The sequence below is a fragment of the Novosphingobium sp. BL-S-21 genome (assembly GCF_055521655.1).
Map to the genome: position 1 here is coordinate 1800616 of NZ_CM145495.1, position 19347 is coordinate 1819962.

Consider the following 19347-nt stretch of genomic DNA (forward strand, 5'->3'; position numbering starts at 1 on the left):
GGTGCCGGCCAGCAGCGCTCTCGACACGATCGCCGCCGCCTATCGCGACGCGGAAGGTGTGGCAGCCCGCCTGCGCGCGGAAGGGCGCGCCGTGCTTCGCGTGATCGGCAGCGATGCGCCCCTGCCGCTCCTGCGCGCGGCAGGTTTCGCGCCGGTCCGCATGGCGCCGCGTCCGGAGATGGCAACGCCGCGCGCCGATGCCCTGCTCGGCCCATCGACCGGCCGCCGCCGCGCGCATCACCTGGTGGAACTGCTGCTGGACCCTGCCATGACCGACCCGGTGCTGTTCACCCGCGCCGATGCCGAGCAGGCCCAAGTCTTCTCCGCCATCCGCGAGAACGCGCGCCTGCAAGGGCTGGGACTGGGCGTGCCGGGGCCGCGCAAGGCGACGCTGCTGGATCTGCTGCACATCGATCGCCCCTCCAGCCGCCGCTACAACGAGGCGCGCCTCGCACAACTGCGCAAATGGCTGACGGCCGAAGGCGGCTGCGCCTTCACCGATGAGGACCTTGCGCGCGAGGCCGACACGGCCGACGCCGTGAACGCCCTCCTGTGCGATCTCGACGCGCTGCGGCCGCGCTTCTCCGGCACGCAGATGCTGCAATGCCTGGGCGCCTCCGCCATTCTCCCGCCGGAGGAACTGCTGCCCCTGCTGCGCGCCCTGCGCGACGAAAGCGCCTCCCTTCCGGAAGCGATCGGCCGGCCCGTGCTCCTCGCCGGCTCGCCCCAGGAGACGGACCTGCATTACGCAGCAATCGAAGCCGAGGGCCTGCGCATCGTCGGAGAGGTGCAGGACTGGGGCATGACGCGCGCCGCCCGCCCCGCCCCGCGCACGATGGCCGAGTGGACCGACCCCGCTTACGCCGTGCCGGCCGCCGCTGCCCAGAGCGCCGCTCTGGCGCAGCAGGCGCTCGAAATGGCCGGCCGCCGCGGTATCGAACGCATCCTGCACCTGACCGTGGACGGCGACGAAGCCGCCCCCTGGACCCTGGCCGCGCTCCGCAGCGCGCTGCCTTCCCATGAGATCCTCGCGCTCCAGAGCGCTCTGGGCGACACCGGCGAGCTGGCCCTGTCCCTGCGCGGGGAAGAACCGCCGCGCCCTGCCGCTCCAAAGCCGCAAACGGCGCCATCGACACCGCGCCTGCGCAGCCGCAAGGTCCTGCAGGCATCGGCTTCCTCGGGCGACTATCAGCGCGCGTGGTTCGCCTCCGTGCGCGAGCAGGTCGCGCAAGGCTCGCCCTTCGCGGTGGTCAACGCCAATGCCCCGCAGGAAATCCTGCGCGCGCTGGGCGTGCCGTTCGTGGTCAACCAATGGTGGGCCTCGATCGTCGCCGCCAAGCAGCAGAGCGGGCGCTATCGCCGCCTCCTGCGCGGCCGCAACTACCCTACCGACGCCGAAGCCTACAGCGCCCAGGGCCTCGCCGCCGCGCTGGACCATGACGCCGAACAGGCGCCCTGGGGCGGGCTGCCGCGACCGGACTTCGTGCAGGCCATCGCTTCGAGCGACGCCACGCCCGGCATCTTCGAGGCATGGGCCGGGGAAAGCGGCGCCGCCCCCTACCTCTACGAGCGCACGGTGGACCCGCGGTGGGAGATCGAAACCCGCTGGTGGGACGCCCTGCCGCACCGCTGGGACGAAGTGCTGGAGCCCGCGCGGCTCGATCTTCTGGTGAGCGAACTGCGCGACGTGATCGCTGCCGTGGAGAAGCGCACCGGCCATCCTTTCGACGAGGCCCGCTTTGTCGAGGTGATGAACCTCGTCAACGAGCAGGAAGAATATTACCGCAAGACGCGCGACCTGATCGCCCGCACCGTGCCAGCTCCCATCGGCCTCGTCGATTCCATGCCGGCGACGATGGTGCCGCAGTGGCATCGCGGCACCGAATGGGCGCGCGATGCCGCCAGGGCGCTTTACGAGGAAGTCGCCGCGCGCGCCGCCGAGGGCCTTGGCGCGGTCGCCGAAGAGAAGGTTCGCCTCATGTGGGTCGGCCGGGGTCTCTGGAGCAATACCGCGTTCTATCAGAAGTGGGAGGACAGCCACGGGGCGGTCTTCGTCTGGTCCATGTACCTTTCGCTGGCGGCGGACGGCTATATCCGCAGCTTCGATGCGGACGGAACGGGCGGGCGCGATCCCCTGCGCGCGCTGGCCGCCCGTTTCCTCACGATGGGAGACGAACTGCGCATGCCGAGTTGGGCCGCGCCCTGGCATGTCCACGAGGCCGAGACCCACGGCGTCCACGGGGCCGTGGCCCTGAGCGACGCCGATCCCTTCGTGCTGCGCGCCCTTGCCGCCGCCGAGATCCCGGTGCTGGAACTGGGCGTGGACAACTATGCGCTGGACCGCGCGGACGGCGCGGACCTCGAAGCCCGCATCGCCGCTTTCATCGAAGGCCCCTGCATGCAGATGGCCGAAGCCCGCCGAAAGGCAGTGGCATGACGGCGCTTGGTGGGCTGACGGTCCTGGACTTCTCGCGCTTCCTGCCCGGCGCCTATTTCGGCTGGCTGGCGGGCGACATGGGGGCGGACGTCATCCGCATCGAGCACCCCCGCGAACTGGCCAAGGCGAAGACGATGTTCGGCGCCGGTGCGGGCGAGGACGCGGAGACCCTGCGCCGCGCCCGGCCGACTTATACCCGCAACAAGCGCTCGCTGCTGCTCAACCCCGGCCATCCCGAGGCCGCGCAGGTCATCCATGCCCTGGTCGAGCGGACGGATGTGCTGCTGGAGGACTATCGCCCCGGCGTGATGGCGACGATGGGCCTCGGCTACGAGGCGCTGGCGGCGATCAATCCGCGCCTGGTCTACTGCTCGGTGTCCTTCGCCGGGCAGACCGGACCGTTGGCAGGCCGGGCCGGGCACGATCCCGCCGCCTTGGCACTCGCCGGCGCGCTGTCCCGCCTCAACGGCACGCCCGTGCCCACTTTGCCGGGCGCACAAGTCGCCGATGTGCTGGCAGGCGCCCATGCCGCCATCGCCGTGCTCACCGCGCTCCAGGCCCGCCATGCCAGCGGAAAGGGCCAGCATGTCGACGTGGCCATGACCGAAGCCGCCATGCCGCTGCTGATGGTCGCGCTCGGCCGCGCCGAGGACCCTGCCGCCATCGGCTTTCCCACCGGCGCCTGGCATCCCAAGGGCGGCGTCTGGCTCTGCGGCGACGGGGAGTGGCTCTGCACCACCGACATGGAACCGCGCTACTGGGCGCGCTTCTGCGAGGCCGTGGGCCGCCCGCACTATGCGGCGCGCCAGTTCGACACCGCCGCCCATCCGGCCATGCAGGAAGACCTTGCCGCCCTGTTCGCGGCGCAGTCCCGCGCGCACTGGCTCGGCCTGCTGGAAGCGGCCGACACCCAGGCCATGCCCGTGCTCACCCCGGGGGAAGCGCTGCGCCACCCCCACGCCGAAGCGCGCGGCATGCATGTTGCGCTGCTCACGCCGGCCGGCACTGTCGAGCAGATCGGTACGCCCTTCCACCTTTCCGGTCATCCACCCGTCGCACATCGCCCCGCGCCCCTGCCGGGCGCGGACAATGCCGCAATCCTCGCCGAACTGGGCTTCGATGCCGCGGCGCTGGAGGCGACCGGCCTGTTTTCCAGCGGCGCGGGAGCCAGCCGATGAACGCGCTCGACGGCATCAGGGTGGTCGACCTCACGCACGCCATTTCCGGTCCGACCTGCACCAATGCGCTGGTCCAGATGGGCGCCGAGGTCGTGAAAGTGGAGCCGCCGCATGTGGGCGACGGCTTCCGCCACTATACCGAGCATGCGGGCGAGCCGCTGCTCAGCGTTCCCTTCGCCTCGATCAACGCCGGCAAGCGCTCGATCGCACTGGACCTCAAGACCGATGGCGCCCGGGCCGCCTTGTGGAAGCTGGTGGAGCAGGCCGACTTCCTGGTCGAGAACTACCGCCCCGGCGTGCTGGCGCGGCTCGGCTTCCCGGTCGAGGAACTGCGCCGCCGCAATCCGCGCCTCATCGTGATCTCGATCACCGGCTTCGGCCAGAGCGGCCCGCTGGCCCAGTGGGGCGCTTACGACCACATCGCGCAGGCCATTTCCGGCATTGCCGCGCTGGGTGCCGTGGACGGTGAGCCGCGCAAGATCGGCCTGCCGATCATCGACAGTTTCACCGGCTATATCGCCGTGATCGCCGCCCTGGCCGCTCTTCGCCGCCGCGACGCCACCGGCGAGGGCGAACATGTCGACGTGGCCATGCTCGACGCGGCGCTCAAGCTGGCGAACCAGACCGTATCGGTGCACAGCTATACCGGGCAGACGCCCGGCGGCACCGGCAACCGGGGCTTTCGCATGGTGCCCACGTCCGAGTTCTATCCCACCGCCGATGGCTGGATCGCGCTCGGCGCCAACAACCAGGCCCAGGTCGAGGCGCTGCTGCGGGTGCTGGGCGAAGAAGCCATGCTTGCCGACCCGCGCATGGCCGACCACGCCGCGCGCGTGGCGAATTACGATTTCGTGCGGAACTGGCTGGAGCAGGCACTTTCCCGCTGGGGCGCCGAAGACCTCGAAGCGCGCCTCACCGCCGCGAAAGTGCCCGCGGCGATGATTCGCGAGGTCGGCCAGATCGTGCAGCATCCGCACATGGCCCAGCGCGGCTCGCTGCAGGCGGTGGACCTGCCCGGCCACGACCGGCCACTGGCGACGATGGGGCCGGGCTTCGCCACCGATCCGCTCGCCGCGCGGCGCGTGCCGGTGCTCGGCGCCGACGGGGAGGCCGTGCTGGCCGAACTGGGGTACGACGCGGCCGCCATCGCCGCCTTGCGCCAGGAAGGAGCACTGGCATGAGCCGCCCGATCGATCTCCTGTTCCTCGGCGACATCATCCTCGACGTTCCCGATCCCGACCACTGGCTTTCGGGCATCGCCGAAGTGACCCGCGCGGCCGACCTGGTCATCGGCCACCTCGAAGTCCCGCACACCCTGCGCGGCGAGGAGCTGGAAGGCGACGTTCCCGCCCCTGGCGCCGAACCCGCGCATCTGGCGGCACTGGCGCGCGCCAACATCGGCATGCTGTCGATGGCGGGCAATCATATCGCGGATTGCGGCGCGATCGGCATTGCCGACACCATAGCCGAACTCGATCGCCTCGGCATCGCCCATGCCGGTGCCGACGCGAACCTCGCCCTCGCCCGCAGGCCTGCCGTGGTCGCGCGCCAGGGGCGGCGGATCGCGCTGCTCAGCTACAACTGCGTCGGCCCGGAAATCAGCTGGGCCACCGGGAGCCGGGCGGGCAGCGCCTATGTCAACGTCCTCGCCGCCGACGGCGGCCCCTCGCGCCCGCAGGCCGAACTCGTCGCCGCCGATCCCGGGTCAGTGGCGCAGATGCAGGCGGACATCGCGGCGGCAAGGCTTGAAGCGGACGTAATCGTGGTGGCTCTTCACAAGGGCATCACTCACCGCCCCGCCGCGCTCGCACCTTACGAGCGCCCGCTGGCCCATGCCGCCATCGAGGCGGGCGCCGACATCGTGGTCGGCCATCACGCTCACATCGCGCGCGGCATCGAGTTCCATCGCGGCCGGCCGATCTTCCACGGCCTTGGCAACGGCTGCGTCGTCACGCATGCACTCACCCCGGCGCAGGACCATCCGGCCCGCGCGGAATGGGCGGAGCGGCGCAAGAAGATGTTCGGGTTCGAGCCCGATCCGGCCTATCCGCTGGCCCCGTTCCATCCCGAGGCGGTCAACGGGTTGATCGGGCGCTGCCGCATCCATGCCGGCGGCAGGGTGGAGACCGGCTTCCTCCCCATTCGGTTTGCGCCGCCGGGCCGCCCGGTCGTTCCGGACGGAGCCCTAAAGGACGCCGTCGCCGCCTATATCGATCGGATCGGCCTTGCGGCGGGGCTGCCGCCGCTCGAAATCTTGGACGATAACGGCTGGATCCACCTCGGCTCATTCGCGTCTGACGCGGCACCAGCGCTGTAGATCGCGGCGGGGCTGGCACGGCAGCACCGTATACCGTCATCGATTTGACACCGGCGAGAAATAGGAGGGCGGCCACCTCATCACCTCAAGCTGGTTTCCCGTGCCCGTCATCCGCCCGATCGATATCTGGTTTGCAGACGAAGTCTTTCCCCACGAAGACCGTTTCCTGGCCGCTGCCCTGCGCATTTCGGGCTCGCGCGAGGAAGCCGAGGACCTCGTGCAGGAAGCCTTCACCCGTCTGTTCACGCTGGAAGGCTGGGCCGCGATCGACAACCCGCGCGCCTATGTCGTGCGTATGCTGCGCCATATCGCCATCGAACGCCTGCGGCGCCAGCGCATCGTCGATTTCCGCCAGCTTGCCGATGCCGACCACCTCACCCTGGTCGACGAGACGCCCGACCAGCACCGGATCGCGGCCGGACGGGAAGGCCTGCGCCGCGTCTCCGACCTGATCGCCAGCTTGCCCGAGCGCTGCCGCACGGTCTTCGTCCGCCGCAGGATCGAGGGCGAATCCTCGAAAGCCATCGCGCAGGACCTGGGCATCAGCCTCTCGACTTACGAGAAGCGACTGGCCCGCGCCATCGAACTGCTTTCCCGCGCCCATCTCGGCGGCGAGACCGAGACGGCCGGCGACGGTGCCGAGACCTGCGACGCGCAAGGCAGGCGCTGAAGCGAAACCCGAAAAAAAGATCGGAGCGGCTTGGCGGGTTTGACTTCGCCATTCGTCTGCTATTCCGGCCTTCGAAATTACCGCATCCGGAAAAATGAGCATCTTCAACGATCAACGGCATATACGCCGCAAGGCAACCCGCGAAGCGGCGGGCTGGCTCGCGCGACACGAAGCCGGCACGATCGACGAAGCGCGCTTCGAGGCGTGGCGCGCCGCACATCCCGGAAACGCCATAGCCTTTGCCCGCGCCCTGTCGGTATGGCGCGCTGCCGAGACGCCCTCTTCCTCCCTGCCGCAGGCGCAGCCTCTCGCGGCCGCGGGCCTCTCCCGTCGCCGCGCCCTGGGTGCATTCGGCGGCATGGGGCTGGTCGGCCTGCTCGCGGCGGGCGGCGTCGCCACGCGCGCTTATGCCTGGGACAGCGCCCGCTCCGGTATCGGGGAATGCCGGCGCCTGATCCTGCCGGACGGCAGCCGCGCCATGCTCAATACCGACAGCCTCCTGCAATGGCGTTTTTCCGATACAGAGCGCAGTCTCTGGATCGCCCGCGGCGAAGTGGCGCTGGAACTGCTTCCCGGCATTCCCGCCCGCGTCCATGGCCAGGGCCTGACCGCCGCGCTCTCCACCGGCCGCTTCAACGTGCGGCTCCAGACCGGCGCGATGGACGTGACGGTGCTGACCGGCCGCGCCGCCGCCTCCACCTCCACCTCCGCGCCCTCCAGCGCCATCGGGAGCCCGCGCCCCGCAGAGGTCGCCGCGCCGAACGAAGGGCTGCTGCTCTCCGCAGCGGATCCCTCGGTCCGCCCGGCCAGCCCCCAGCACATGGCCGCGACGGTCGCCTGGCAGCAGGGCGAGATCGTGTTCGACAACGAGCCGCTGCAAACTGCGGTGCAGGAATACAACCGCTACCTGCCCGGCAAGATCGTGATCGCCGATCCGGACCTCACCGGCATTCCCGTGGGCGGCCGCTTCACCTCCACCGATCCGGCGGCTTTCCTTTCGGCGCTGGAGCTGGGGCTGGATATCCGCGCGACACCGCATGAAGGCGGCTTCATTCTGACCCGCTGAAAATTTTTTAACCGGCCCTTGGCGGTTCCGACCGGCCGGATCGTCTGGAAGGGCAGAGGCGCAGATCGGCGCCTTTCAAAAGGGTCGTTCATCCATGTCCGCACGGTTTCGCCGCGCGCCGCTTTTCGCGGCGTTGCTTGCCACGTCTGCTGTCTGCGCCACGTCTGCCGTCTTCGCCGCGCCTGCCATGGCCGCCGAGGCCCATGCCTTCGCCATTCCCGCGCAGCCGCTCTCCAGCGCGCTGACGCAGTTCGCCCGCCAGGCGCAAGTCCAGATCTTCTTCCCCAGCGCCACCATCGGCACCCTGCGCGCTCCGGCGCTGAGCGGCCACATGACGCGCCAGGTCGCCTTGGGCCGCCTGATCGCCGGGACCGGTCTCGCCGTGAAGAAGGATGACGGCAAGACCGTGGTCCTCGGCCTGCAGGAAGACCGCTCGGAGCCCGCCCCGCGCGGCGGCCGGGCCGCCACGCCCACCGATGACGCGGGCAGCGACATCATCGTCACCGGCACCCGTGCGCAGGCGCAGACCGTGTTCACCGCGCTTTCGCCGGTGGACACGCTGTCCGAAAAGCAGGTCAAGTCCACGGTCACCGCGCGCCTGGACGAGAAGCTGACGCAGCTTGTGCCGGCCTTCATCGTCCAGAAGCTGCCCGCTTCGGACGGCCCTGAATTCATCCGCCCGGCCTCGCTCAACAACCTCTCGCCCGACATGACCCTGGTGATGGTCAACGGCAAGCGCTTCCACCGCTCGTCATTCCTCAACAGCGGCGCCCAGGCGACCGACCTGGCGCAGATCCCCTCGTTCGCGATCGGCCATGTCGAAGTGCTGCGCGACGGCGCCTCGGCGCAATACGGCTCCGACGCGATCGCCGGCGTCATCAACGTGATGTTCGACACCAAGCCCGGCTTCTCGGCCTATGCGCAAGGGTCGCAATACTACAAGGGCGACGGCGAGCAGGTGCAGCTTGGCGGGCGCGCGGGCTTTGCCCTTCCCGGCGGCGGCCACTTCGTGGTGACGGGCGAATTCGCGGACACCAACCCCACCTCGCGCAGCCAGCAGCGCCAGGACGCGATCGACTTCTCGAACGCCACCGGCATCGCCGTGAAGGACCCGGTCCAGCGCTGGGGCAACCCGCAGCTCCAGACCATCAAGTTCGCGGTCGATGCCGCCGAACCCATCGGCGACGATGTGGAAGTCTACGGCTTCGGCACGTTCGGCAAGGGCAAGGGCTGGTCCGACATCAACTGGCGCAACCCGGCGACCACCACCTCGGTCTACAACCAGACGGCCGCCTTCCCCGGCTTCGACGTCAACGACATCTACCCCGCCGGTTTCGCACCCAGCGAAGGCGTGCGCTATACCGACTTCCAGACGGTGGGCGGCATTCGCGGCGGCCAGTCGGACGATTTCCGCTGGGACCTCTCGGGCTCGTTCGGCCAGAACGCCACCGCGTTCTACCTGCACAACTCGATCAATGCCTCGCTCGGCCCGGACAGCCCGCTGAACTTCTACCTCGGCCGCAACATCCAGCGCGAGTTCAACCTCAACGCCGACGGCGTCTATAACCTGTCGCTGCCCATCTTCGCCAAGCCGGTGACCGTGGCCTTCGGCGCCGAACGCCGCGTGGAAACCTACCGGATCCGCGCCGGGGACGAGGCCTCCTATGCCGTGGGCGAAGGTGCGGCCTACGGCCTGGCCGCCGGGTCGAACGGCTTCCCGGGCTTCTCCGATCTTCAGGCCGGCTCGTGGAGCCAGACCAGCTATGCCGGTTATCTCGACGTGACGGTCCCCGTCACCGAGGCCTGGAGCGTGGAAGCCGCGCTGCGCGACGAGGACTATTCCAGCTTCGGCAACAGCTTCAACTACAAGTTCTCCACTCGCTACGAACTCTCGCCCGCCCTGGCGGTTCGCGGGTCCTATTCCACCGGCTTCAAGGCCCCGACCCCGGCGCAGATCAACTCGACCAGCACCTCGCAGGGCCTCGATACCACCACGCTGCTGCTCTACACGACCGGCCGCCTCTCGCCGCTCAACCCCGTCGCGCAGTATTTCGGCGCCACCGCGCTGGAGCCGGAAACCTCGAAGACGGCCACGGCAGGCTTCGTCTGGCGCACGGGCTTCGGCCTGTCCGGATCGGTGGACGCCTATCAGATCAAGGTCGACAACCGCTTCAGCGTCTCGCCCAGCTATGTCCTGACCGACGCGATCAAGGCCAGCCTCATCGCCCAGGGCATCAGCCAGGCGGCCGACTACCGCACGATCACGTTCTTCACCAACGACTACGATACCCGCACGCGCGGCGTGGACTTCGTGGTTTCGTACAAGCACCCGGTCGGCCCGGGCGTGCTCGATGCCACGGCGTCCTACAGCTACACCCAGACCAAGGTGGTCTCCAGCCAGATCGCCCAGAGCGACACCACCCGCGTGAAGTACGAAAAGGGCCTGCCCGAGCATAATGCCGTGGCCACGCTCAACTACACGCTGGGCAAGGTCTCGCTGATGGGACGCCTTCGCTATTACGGTGGCTGGACGGATTCGAGCGGCAATGCCAGCGGCGACATCTTCCAGGACTTCGGCGGCATCGCCTTCGTCGATGCAGGGGTGACCTACGAATTCCGCCCCGGCCTGTCCATGCGCGTCGGCGCGGAGAACCTGTTCAACAAGTACCCGGAGAAGGCGACGTTCCAGGCCAGCCGCGGCCTCGTCTACTCACGCAACGCCCCCTACGACACCAACGGCGGCAATTACTACGCCCGCGTCGACGTGTCGTTCTGAGCAGGAGGTCCAAGGCCATGGCTACCGAGATTCATCGCCGCACCCTGATCTCCGGGGCCATGGCTACCGGCCTTCTCTCTCCCCTGTTCGCCGCCCCGGCCGCTTCGGCCGGCGCGAGTGCGGGAACGGCGCCCCTCGGGTCGCAGCTTCGGCGCGCCGTTCCCGCCGATCCTCAAGCCATCGACCCCCAGGACAGTGCCTACTGGGCACAAGTTGCCGCGCAGTTCGATGTCACGAAAGCCATCGTGCAGCTCGAAAACGGCAACTGGGGTTCGATGGCCCGCCCGGTCGAGCAGGCCTATGCCCGCAAGCTGGCCAAGGTGAATGCCGAGAATTCCTACTACGCCCGGCGCGGGTTCTGGCAGGACATCCTGCCGGTCCGCGCCCGCGCCGCGGCCATCCTCGGCGTGGAGCCGGAAGAAATCGCCTTCACCCGCGGCGCCACCGAGGCGCTGCAAACCCTGATCGCCGGCTACAACCACCTGCGTCCCGGCGACCAGGTGCTCTATTCCGACCTCGACTACGACAGCACCCAGGCCGCGTTCCGCTGGCTCAAGCAGCGCCGCGGCGCCGACCTTGTGACTTTCGCGCTGCCGGAACCCGCCACTCACCAGGGCCTGATCGACGCCTATGCCCGTGCGCTCGAGGCGAACCCCAAAGTGCGCCTGATGCTGCTGACCCATGTCGGCCATCGCAGCGGCCTGGTCACGCCGGTGAAGGAAATCGTTGCTCTTGCCCGCGCGCGCGGGGTCGACGTGATTCTCGATTCCGCCCATGCCTGGGGCCAGCTCGATTTCACGCTCCCCGAACTGGGGGCCGATTTCGTGGGGCTTACCTGCCAGAAGTGGATCGGTGCGCCGATGGGCGTGGGGCTGGTCTACATCCGCAAGGACCGGCTGGACGCGATCGATCCCAACATGAGCGAGGTCGGCAATCCCGACCATGGCACGCAGAGCCGCGTCCATACCGGCACGGCCAGTTTCGCGGGCTATCTCGCGCTTGCCGACGCGCTCGACTTCCACGAGGCCATCGGCATCCGCGCCAAGGAGGCACGCCTGCGCTTCCTGCGCGACCGCTGGGCCGAGGCGCTGCGCGGCCACCCCGGCCTGGAAATCCTGACGCCCGCCGATCCGCGCCTGACCAGCGCCCTCACCTCGTTCCGCCTGCGCGGACAGACCAGCGTGGCACAGAACAAGGCGCTGGCGGCCACGCTGCTCGATCGCTTCGGCATCTTCACCGTCCACCGCGAAGGCCTTGCCAGCGGCGCCTGTGTGCGCGTGACCCCCGCGATCTTCACGGCGGAGGCCGATATCGACCGCCTCGTCGCCGCGCTGAAGACACTGGCGGGCTGACGGCCCGGCCGCGCTCCCATTGCTACCCCGCCGTCCTGCGGGATGACGCCGACGGTGCTGACGCCGACGGTGCTGGCGCCCACGACCGGGCAGCGACCCGCGCCGCGATGATCCGCGCGCCTTCGACAGGCGCCGCCGATAGACCCGCGCCCGGGCATAACCACCACACGCCACCTTCCCGGCCCCCGTCTTTCGCGGCGCTTCCTGCCCCGCTGTCCCCGAAAAGCCCCGCCCCAATCGGACCGGGTCTCCCCCCGTTCGAGGGCTATACCAACGGTTAATTTCGCTCGGGCCGCGTTTGGGGTCAAATGCTGCTCGCAAGTCGCAACAGCAACACCCGACCTTTCGTACATTTCAATTTAATCGAACTATCGGATCGATTTTATACGTCTTTCTGGAACGGCCAATTCGCTCCAGAACACTCTCACCGGGCCGCGACGGCCAGCAGACAGGAAGACCCGCAATGACCATCACCGCTACGCCGACCGCCACCGCCACCCCCGGCAAGTCGCTGATCTCGCCCGACAATCACGCGCTTGTCCTGATCGACTTCCAGTCGCAGATGGCCTTCGCCACCAAGTCGATCTCGGCCGAACTGCTGCGAAACAACGCCGCCCTGATCTCGCGCGGCGCCAAGTCCTTCAATGTTCCGACCATCCTCACCACGGTTGCCGAAAAGAGCTTTTCCGGTCCGATGTTCGAAGAGATCACCGAAGCCTTCGACGGCCAGGAAATGCTCGACCGCACTTCGATGAACACCTGGGAAGACGAAGCCGTGATCTGCGAGATCAACCGCATCGCCAAGCCCCGCATCGTCTTTGCCGGTCTCTGGACCTCGGTCTGCATCGTCGGGCCGGTCGCTTCCGCCATCGACCAGGGCTTCGAGGCCTATGTCATCACCGATGCCTGCGGCGACATTTCCACTGAAGCGCATGAACGCGCGGTGGAGCGCATGATCCAGCTCGGCGCCGTGCCGATGACCTCGCTGCAGTACCTGCTCGAACTGCAGCGCGACTGGGCCCGCACCGAAACCTACGATAGCACCACCGGAATCGCCAAGAAGTGGGGCGGCGCCTACGGTATCGGTATCAACTACGCCAAGACCATGTTCGGCGCATCCGAAGGCGGTCACTGATTTGAAGCTCGGGACCGGCGGCCAGATACCCCCCATCCGGCCCTCACGGACAAGGCTTCCGGTCCCTACCTCCTTTTTCCCGCGAAGACTTCACTCTCAACATCGAAGGATCAGCATCATGGGTTACGTAACCACCAAGGACGGCGTCGAAATCTTCTTCAAGGACTGGGGCCCGAAGGACGCCCAGCCCATCGTCTTCCACCACGGCTGGCCGCTCTCGTCTGACGACTGGGACACGCAGATGCTGTTCTTCCTCTCCAAGGGCTTCCGCGTCGTCGCCCATGACCGCCGCGGCCACGGCCGCTCCGAGCAGGTGAGCGAGGGCCACGACATGGCGCACTACGCCGCCGACGCTTCCGCCGTCGCCGAACACCTCGACCTCAGGAACGCCGTGCACATCGGCCACTCCACCGGCGGCGGCGAAGTTGCGGCCTATGTCGCCCGCTACGGCATTCCGCAGGGCCGCGTCGCCAAGGCCGTGCTGGTCAGCGCCGTGCCGCCGATCATGCTCAAGACGGAGGCCTACCCCGGCGGCCTGCCCATGGACGTGTTCGACGGCCTGCGCGCCGGCCTTGCCGCCAACCGCGCCGAGTTCTTCCGCGATGTCGCCGCAGGGCCGTTCTACGGCTTCAACCGCGAAGGCGCGGACGTGAAGCCCGCCGTGATCGACAACTGGTGGCGCCAGGGCATGATGGGCAGCGCCAAGGCCCATTACGAAGGGATCAAGGCCTTCTCGGAAACCGACCAGACCGACGACCTGAAGGCGATCACCGTCCCCACGCTGGTCCTCCACGGCGATGACGACCAGGTCGTCCCCTACAAGAACGCCGGCGTGCTCCAGGCGGAAATCCTGCCGAACGCCACGCTCAAGATCTACGAGGGCTATCCGCACGGCATGCTGACCACCCATGCCGACATGATCAACCCCGACCTGCTCGCCTTCGTGCAGGGCTGATAGGAACGTCGCTTTCCATCGTTCGTCATTGCGAGCGTAGCGAAGCAATCCAGGGCGGTTTCCGCCGCTCTGGATTGCCGCGGGCCATAGGCCCTCGCAATGACGACACGGGGAACCGATTGAACGTTCGAGGAACCCAAAGCCATGAAAGCCTACCTTCTCTCGATCGCTGCCGGGCTGCTGGTGGGTGTGGTCTACAGTCTCCTCGGCGTGCGTTCGCCCGCCCCGCCGATGATCGCCCTGCTGGGACTGCTCGGCATTCTCCTCGGCGAACAGATCGTCCCGCTCGCGAAGAAGATCTGGGCGCACGAGGAAGTCGCCCACTACGTGCAGACAGATTGCCGCAAGCACGTCCTGGGACGCCTGCCAGGGGACAAGTTCCCCTGCCGCACGGCCGACCACAAGGCCGAAGCATGATCACCCGCCGACAGACCATAGCCGGAGCGGCTGCCAGCTCGCTCCTGCCCTCACTATTCTCCCAATCCGCACGTTCCAAGGAAGCCGTCATGACCGACACGATCATCGTCAACGCCAAGGTCACCACCCTCGACCGCGAAAATCCGCAGGCCGAAGCCGTGGTCATCCGCGACGGCAAGTTCCTGACCGTAGGCAGCGAACAGGAAGCGCGCGAGGCCGCCGCGCCCGGCGCCGCCGTGATCGACGCCAAGGGCCGCCGCCTGATCCCCGGCCTGATCGACAGCCACATGCACATCATCCGCGGCGGTCTGAACTTCAACATGGAACTGCGCTGGGACGGCGTGCCGACCCTGGCCGACGCCATGGCCATGCTGAAGAAGCAGGTCGACAACACCCCCGCCCCGCAGTGGGTCCGCGTGGTCGGCGGCTTCACCGAGCACCAGTTCGCCGAAAAGCGCCTGCCGACGATCGCGGAACTGAACGCGGTCGCGCCCGATACGCCGGTGTTCATCCTTCACCTCTACGACCGCGCCCTGCTCAATGCCGCCGCGCTGCGCATCGTCGGCTATACCAAGGATACGCCGAACCCGCCGGGCGGCGAGATCGTGCGCGATGCTTCGGGCAACCCCACCGGCCTGCTGCTGGCCCAGCCCAACGCCACGATCCTCTATTCCACGCTGGCCAAGGGCCCCAAGCTGCCGCAGGAATACCAGGTCAATTCCACCCGCCACTTCATGCGCGAAGTCAACGCGCTCGGCGTCACCGGCGTGATCGACGCGGGCGGCGGCTTCCAGAACTATCCCGACGATTACGAGATCATCGAGAAGCTCCACGCCGAAGATCAGCTGACCGTCCGCATCAGCTACAACCTCTTCACGCAGAAGCCGAAAGAGGAACTCGCGGACTTCGCCGGCTGGGTAAAGCAGGTCACGCCGGGACAGGGCGACGACACCTACCGCCACAACGGCGCGGGCGAGATGCTGGTCTATTCCGCCGCCGACTTCGAGGATTTCCGCCAGCCCCGCCCCGACATGGCGCCCAGCATGGAAGGCGATCTGGAACCCGTCATCCGCCTGCTCGCCGAGCACCGCTGGCCCTGGCGCCTGCACGCGACTTATGACGAGACCATCGGCCGCGCGCTCGACGTCTACGAAAAGGTCAACCGCGACATTCCGCTCGAAGGCATCAACTGGTTCTTCGACCATGCCGAGACCATCAGCGACCGCAATATCGACCGCATCGCCGCGCTGGGCGGCGGCATCGCCGTGCAGCACCGCATGGCCTATCAAGGCGAGGATTTCGTCGAGCGCTACGGCGCCAAGGCGGCCGAGCGCACGCCGCCGATCGCCAAGATGATCTCCGCCGGAATCCCCGTGGGCGCCGGCACCGACGCCACCCGCGTCGCCAGCTACAACCCCTGGGTCTCGCTCTCCTGGCTGGTTTCCGGCCGCACCGTGGGCGGCCTGCGCCTCTACCCCAACGCCAACCGCGTCACCCGCGAAAAGGCGCTGGCGATGTGGACGCACGAGAACACCTGGTTCTCGAACGAGATCGGCAAGAAGGGCCAGATCAAGGCCGGCCAGCTTGCCGACCTCGCCCTGCTCTCCGACGACTTCTTCTCCGTGCCCGAGCATGACATCGTCCATATTCGCGCAGTGCTGACCGTGCTGGGCGGCAAGGTCGTCCACGGCGAGGGCGACTATCGCCCGCTCGCCCCGGAACTGCCGCGCCCGATGCCCGACTGGTCGCCGGTCGCGACGTTCGGCGGCTATTACCAGACGCCCGAAGCCAGGCAGAAGCTCGCCTCGGCCTGCGGCTGCGCCAGTTCCTGCGGCGTGCACGGCCATGACCACGCCTCTGCACTGGGCGCCAATGTCCCGGCCGCCGATGTCCAGACGTTCTGGGGCGCACTCGGCTGCGGTTGCTGGGCCGTCTAGCTTCGACGAGCCCTGCCGCATGCGGCGGGGTTCATCACATACTATTCCAAAATATCGAACATATCGGACGATATTATTCGGATCGATAGCTGTTCGTCCGCACCTTAAACCGATCTCGCAAGCCCCGCTCACACAGCGAGGGCCGACCGAGACGACGACGAAACGTGCCCCCCGGAAATTTCTCAAGGAGACCTTCGATGAAGCGCTTTGCCCTCCTTTTTGCCACTGCCGTAATGGCGGCCAGCCCCATCGTCACCCCCGCCTTCGCGGCCCCGACGGCGGACTATTCGGTCGGCGCCCAGTACGACACCACGCACGTCTACGTGCCGCAGGACCAGTTCGACACTTTCGTCGCCAGCTTCGTCGCCACCTTCGGCGGCACCACCAGCAAGCAGGGCGAATTCCAGGTGACGCCGACCACGAGCCTCACCAAGTCGCAACTGGTACTGACGCCCGCGGGCACGATCTCGGTCTTCGGCTTCAAGACGCCGATCCCCTATCCCTTCGGCGACGAGCGCACCGGATATCTGGTCACCGACATCGACGCCGCCGTGAAGTCGGCCCGGAGCCACGGCGCGGTGCGCCGTCTGGAGACTTTCCCCGATCCGATCGGCCGGGATTCGGTGGTGCAATGGCCGGGCGGCGTGAACATGCAGCTCTATTGGCACACCGCCAAGCCGAACTACGCCAAGCTCGCAACCGTGCCGGAAAACCGTATCTACCTGACCGTCGATGCCGCCGATGCCTTCATCAGGAGCTGGACCGGCTTCGCCCATGCCAAAGTCACCGCCGACGACAAGGCCGCCAGCGGCGCCGAGATCGGCGAACCCGGCAAGACCGTCCGCCGCGTCTCGATCAACAGCGGCTACGGCAAGATGGTGGTCTACGTTTCCGACGGCCAGTTGCCCTGGCCTTACGGCCGCGACATGACCGGCTATGCCGTGAGCGATCTCGCTGCCACTCTCGCCAAGGCCAAGGCGGCAGGCGCCGAGACCCTGGTCGCACCCGTCACCGCGAACCACCGCCAGACCGCCATCGTGCGCTTCCCCGGCGGCTACGTCGCCGAAATCCACCAGGGAGCATAAGCCATGTCCGGCCTCCCTTCGATCGATCGCACGCCTCCGGCAGAGCGGCTCGCATTCGTGGGCGCCGTGCTGGACTTCAAGCCGACCGCCTTCCTCGCCCGCCTCGCGCTGGTGAGCGCTTACCTGGTGGGCGGGATGGACAAGCTGGGCGACTGGCCCGCAGCGCTGGCGGAGCAGAGCCACTTCGGCCTGACCCCGCCCGCGCTCTGGGCCGGGCTGACCATCGCCGTCGAACTGATCGGCGCGTTTCTCGTCCTTGGAGGGCGGCTGGTCCTGCAGGGCCGGCTGGTCTGGCTGGGCGCGGGGATGCTCGGCGTGTTCACTTTCCTCGCGGCGCTGGTGGCCAATGCCTTCTGGACCATGCCCGAAGGCCCCGAGCGCTTCGGTGCGATGAACGCCTTCTTCGAGCATATGGGCCTTGTCGGCGGGTTCGTGCTCGTGGCGATCCTGGCGCGCAAGGGGGCCGGCGGTGCCTGACCTCGTCGTCCCGGGCCCGATCCGGGACCGGCGCCTGTCCTCAGGCGCCCTTTCGCGGGCATGGCGCGGCGCGGCCAGCGGTCCCGGATCGGGTCCGGGACGACGGCTGGCGGCGCTGTCGCTTTCTCTCGCGGCCCTGCTGCCCACCACCGCCCAGGCCGCGCCGAAGGAAGCGTGGGAGGCCCCCACCCTGTCCATCACGCGCTACGACGAGGACTGGTCGGACCTAGAAGACGCCGAGAAGCGCGATCACCACTGGACCGGCCCGTTCAAGTACATCCCTCTCGGCGACGACGCCTGGCTCTCCACCGGCATCGAACTGCGCGTGCGGAACGAGAACTACGACGACAACCTCTGGGGCAGCGCCGAGGCGCCTGACGACGGCTATGTCTGGTTTCGCGCCCTGCCTTATGCCGATCTCCACCTCGGCAAGCTCCGCGCCTTCGTGCAGCCCATCGCCTCGACCTCGGCGGGCGTCGCGCCAGCGCCCGGCCCGGTCGACGGGTCGGGCATCGATCTCCTGCAGGGTTTTGCCGAGGCCGACCTCGGCCCCGTAACCCTGCGCGGCGGGCGGCAGATGCTGTCGCTCGGCACGGAGCGGCTGGTCGGCACACGCTACGGCCCCAACGTGCCGCTCGCCTTCGATGGTCTTCGCGCGGACGTGGCCCTGGGCGCGGCGACGGTCAGCCTGCTGGCGGTAAGGCCGGTGCAGGCGCGCAAGGGGGATCTCAACGACCGCACCTCGCCTGACGAGGCGCTCTGGGGTGCCTATGCCGCGCTGCCCGCCCTCGACCTCTACTACCTCGGCTATCGCAACGATGCCGCGCACTGGGGCACGCGCGGCGGCACCGAGACCCGCCACAGCCTGGGTGCCCGCTGGCACGGCAGCCGGGAGGACTGGCACTGGAACGTCGAGGGCGTCTACCAGTTCGGCCGCTTCGCGAATGGCCCGATCTCGGCCTGGACGCTGGGCACCGAACTGGGCCGCGCCTTCCCAGACGCGCCGCTGGCGCCCGACCTTACCCTGCGCGTCAATGTGGTGAGCGGCGACAAGTCCGGGGACACGCGCCAGGACAGCCGCCTCGGCACTTTCAATGCCATGTTTCCCAAGGGCAAGTATTTCGGCGAACTCTCGCCGGTCGGACCCTACAACATCGTCAATGCCTATTCCTCGCTGGGCCTGCAACTGGCCCCCACCGTCTCGGCCAGCCTCGCGGCCATGGCCTACTGGCGCTATTCCCGCGAGGACGGGATCTACGACGTCCCGGGCAACCTGATCCGCGACGCCGGAGACAGCCGCGCGAAGTTCGTCGGCAAGGAAGTGGAGATGACGCTGGCCTGGCAGGCGAGCGCCGAACTGGAAATCTCCGCCTCGCTTTCCGCTTTCGCACCCGGCGCTTTCATCCGCGAGACCGGATCGGCCAAGACCATCCACATGCTTGGCCTCGAAAGCAATTTCCGGTTCTGAAAGCGCCCCATTTCGCCTTGTGCGCAGGGCCATACCAAGGTTTGCTTGTCCACCGCCGGCCGCCATGCAATGCGCAC

General features: G+C 68.1%; 15 protein-coding genes. All 15 read left to right on the forward strand.

Going from position 1 to position 19347, the window contains the following annotated elements:
* The first annotated feature begins 1 nt into the window (after position 1).
* The 15 genes from ACZ1J6_RS07145 to ACZ1J6_RS07215 all read left to right on the forward strand — a co-directional run bounded on the left by ACZ1J6_RS07145 (position 2) and on the right by ACZ1J6_RS07215 (position 19270).
* A complete protein-coding gene (locus ACZ1J6_RS07145; RefSeq protein WP_465127206.1) occupies positions 2-2437 on the forward strand; it encodes a 2-hydroxyacyl-CoA dehydratase in 2436 nt (811 codons plus the stop codon).
* Positions 2434-3615: a CaiB/BaiF CoA transferase family protein gene (locus ACZ1J6_RS07150; RefSeq protein ID WP_465127207.1), complete on the forward strand. Its 1182-nt coding sequence runs from the start codon at positions 2434-2436 to the stop codon at positions 3613-3615. Before ACZ1J6_RS07145 ends, ACZ1J6_RS07150 begins: the two co-directional genes overlap by 4 nt.
* Positions 3612-4796 (forward strand): CaiB/BaiF CoA transferase family protein, encoded by a 1185-nt coding sequence (locus tag ACZ1J6_RS07155; RefSeq protein WP_465127208.1) that lies wholly within the window; start codon positions 3612-3614, stop codon positions 4794-4796. Before ACZ1J6_RS07150 ends, ACZ1J6_RS07155 begins: the two co-directional genes overlap by 4 nt.
* On the forward strand, positions 4793-5932 hold the full coding sequence (locus ACZ1J6_RS07160; protein WP_465127209.1) for a CapA family protein: 1140 nt from the start codon (positions 4793-4795) through the stop codon (positions 5930-5932). The genes ACZ1J6_RS07155 and ACZ1J6_RS07160 overlap by 4 nt, the downstream gene beginning before the upstream one ends.
* A 100-nt stretch (positions 5933-6032) precedes the next feature.
* The gene (locus tag ACZ1J6_RS07165; protein WP_431568197.1) at positions 6033-6602 is read left to right on the forward strand and encodes an RNA polymerase sigma factor; all 570 of its coding nucleotides are present in this window, start codon (positions 6033-6035) and stop codon (positions 6600-6602) included.
* Between the two features lie 94 nt (positions 6603-6696).
* A complete protein-coding gene (locus ACZ1J6_RS07170) occupies positions 6697-7668 on the forward strand; it encodes a FecR family protein (RefSeq protein WP_431568198.1) in 972 nt (323 codons plus the stop codon).
* Positions 7669-7762: 94 nt separating this feature from the next.
* Entirely contained in the window at positions 7763-10444 is a 2682-nt protein-coding gene (locus tag ACZ1J6_RS07175; RefSeq protein WP_465127210.1) for a TonB-dependent receptor domain-containing protein, read from the forward strand.
* A gap of 17 nt (positions 10445-10461) precedes the next feature.
* Positions 10462-11796 (forward strand): aminotransferase class V-fold PLP-dependent enzyme, encoded by a 1335-nt coding sequence (locus ACZ1J6_RS07180; protein WP_465127211.1) that lies wholly within the window; start codon positions 10462-10464, stop codon positions 11794-11796.
* A 463-nt stretch (positions 11797-12259) separates the two neighbouring features.
* Complete coding sequence (locus ACZ1J6_RS07185) at positions 12260-12931, forward strand: hydrolase (RefSeq protein WP_132267289.1); 672 nt, start codon at positions 12260-12262, stop codon at positions 12929-12931.
* Between the two features lie 118 nt (positions 12932-13049).
* Entirely contained in the window at positions 13050-13886 is an 837-nt protein-coding gene (locus tag ACZ1J6_RS07190) for an alpha/beta fold hydrolase (RefSeq protein ID WP_132267291.1), read from the forward strand.
* Positions 13887-14030: 144 nt separating this feature from the next.
* On the forward strand, positions 14031-14303 hold the full coding sequence (locus tag ACZ1J6_RS07195; protein WP_132267293.1) for a DUF1427 family protein: 273 nt from the start codon (positions 14031-14033) through the stop codon (positions 14301-14303).
* Between the two features lie 89 nt (positions 14304-14392).
* On the forward strand, positions 14393-16240 hold the full coding sequence (locus ACZ1J6_RS07200; protein ID WP_465127212.1) for an amidohydrolase: 1848 nt from the start codon (positions 14393-14395) through the stop codon (positions 16238-16240).
* A 197-nt stretch (positions 16241-16437) separates the two neighbouring features.
* Positions 16438-17325: a glyoxalase gene (locus ACZ1J6_RS07205; protein WP_465127213.1), complete on the forward strand. Its 888-nt coding sequence runs from the start codon at positions 16438-16440 to the stop codon at positions 17323-17325.
* Positions 17326-17328: 3 nt separating this feature from the next.
* Positions 17329-17802 carry a DoxX family protein gene (locus ACZ1J6_RS07210; RefSeq protein WP_431568203.1) on the forward strand — a complete coding sequence of 158 codons (474 nt, stop codon included), beginning with the start codon at positions 17329-17331 and terminating at the stop codon, positions 17800-17802.
* A 106-nt stretch (positions 17803-17908) separates the two neighbouring features.
* Positions 17909-19270: an alginate export family protein gene (locus ACZ1J6_RS07215; RefSeq protein WP_431568225.1), complete on the forward strand. Its 1362-nt coding sequence runs from the start codon at positions 17909-17911 to the stop codon at positions 19268-19270.
* The last annotated feature ends 77 nt before the right edge of the window (positions 19271-19347 follow it).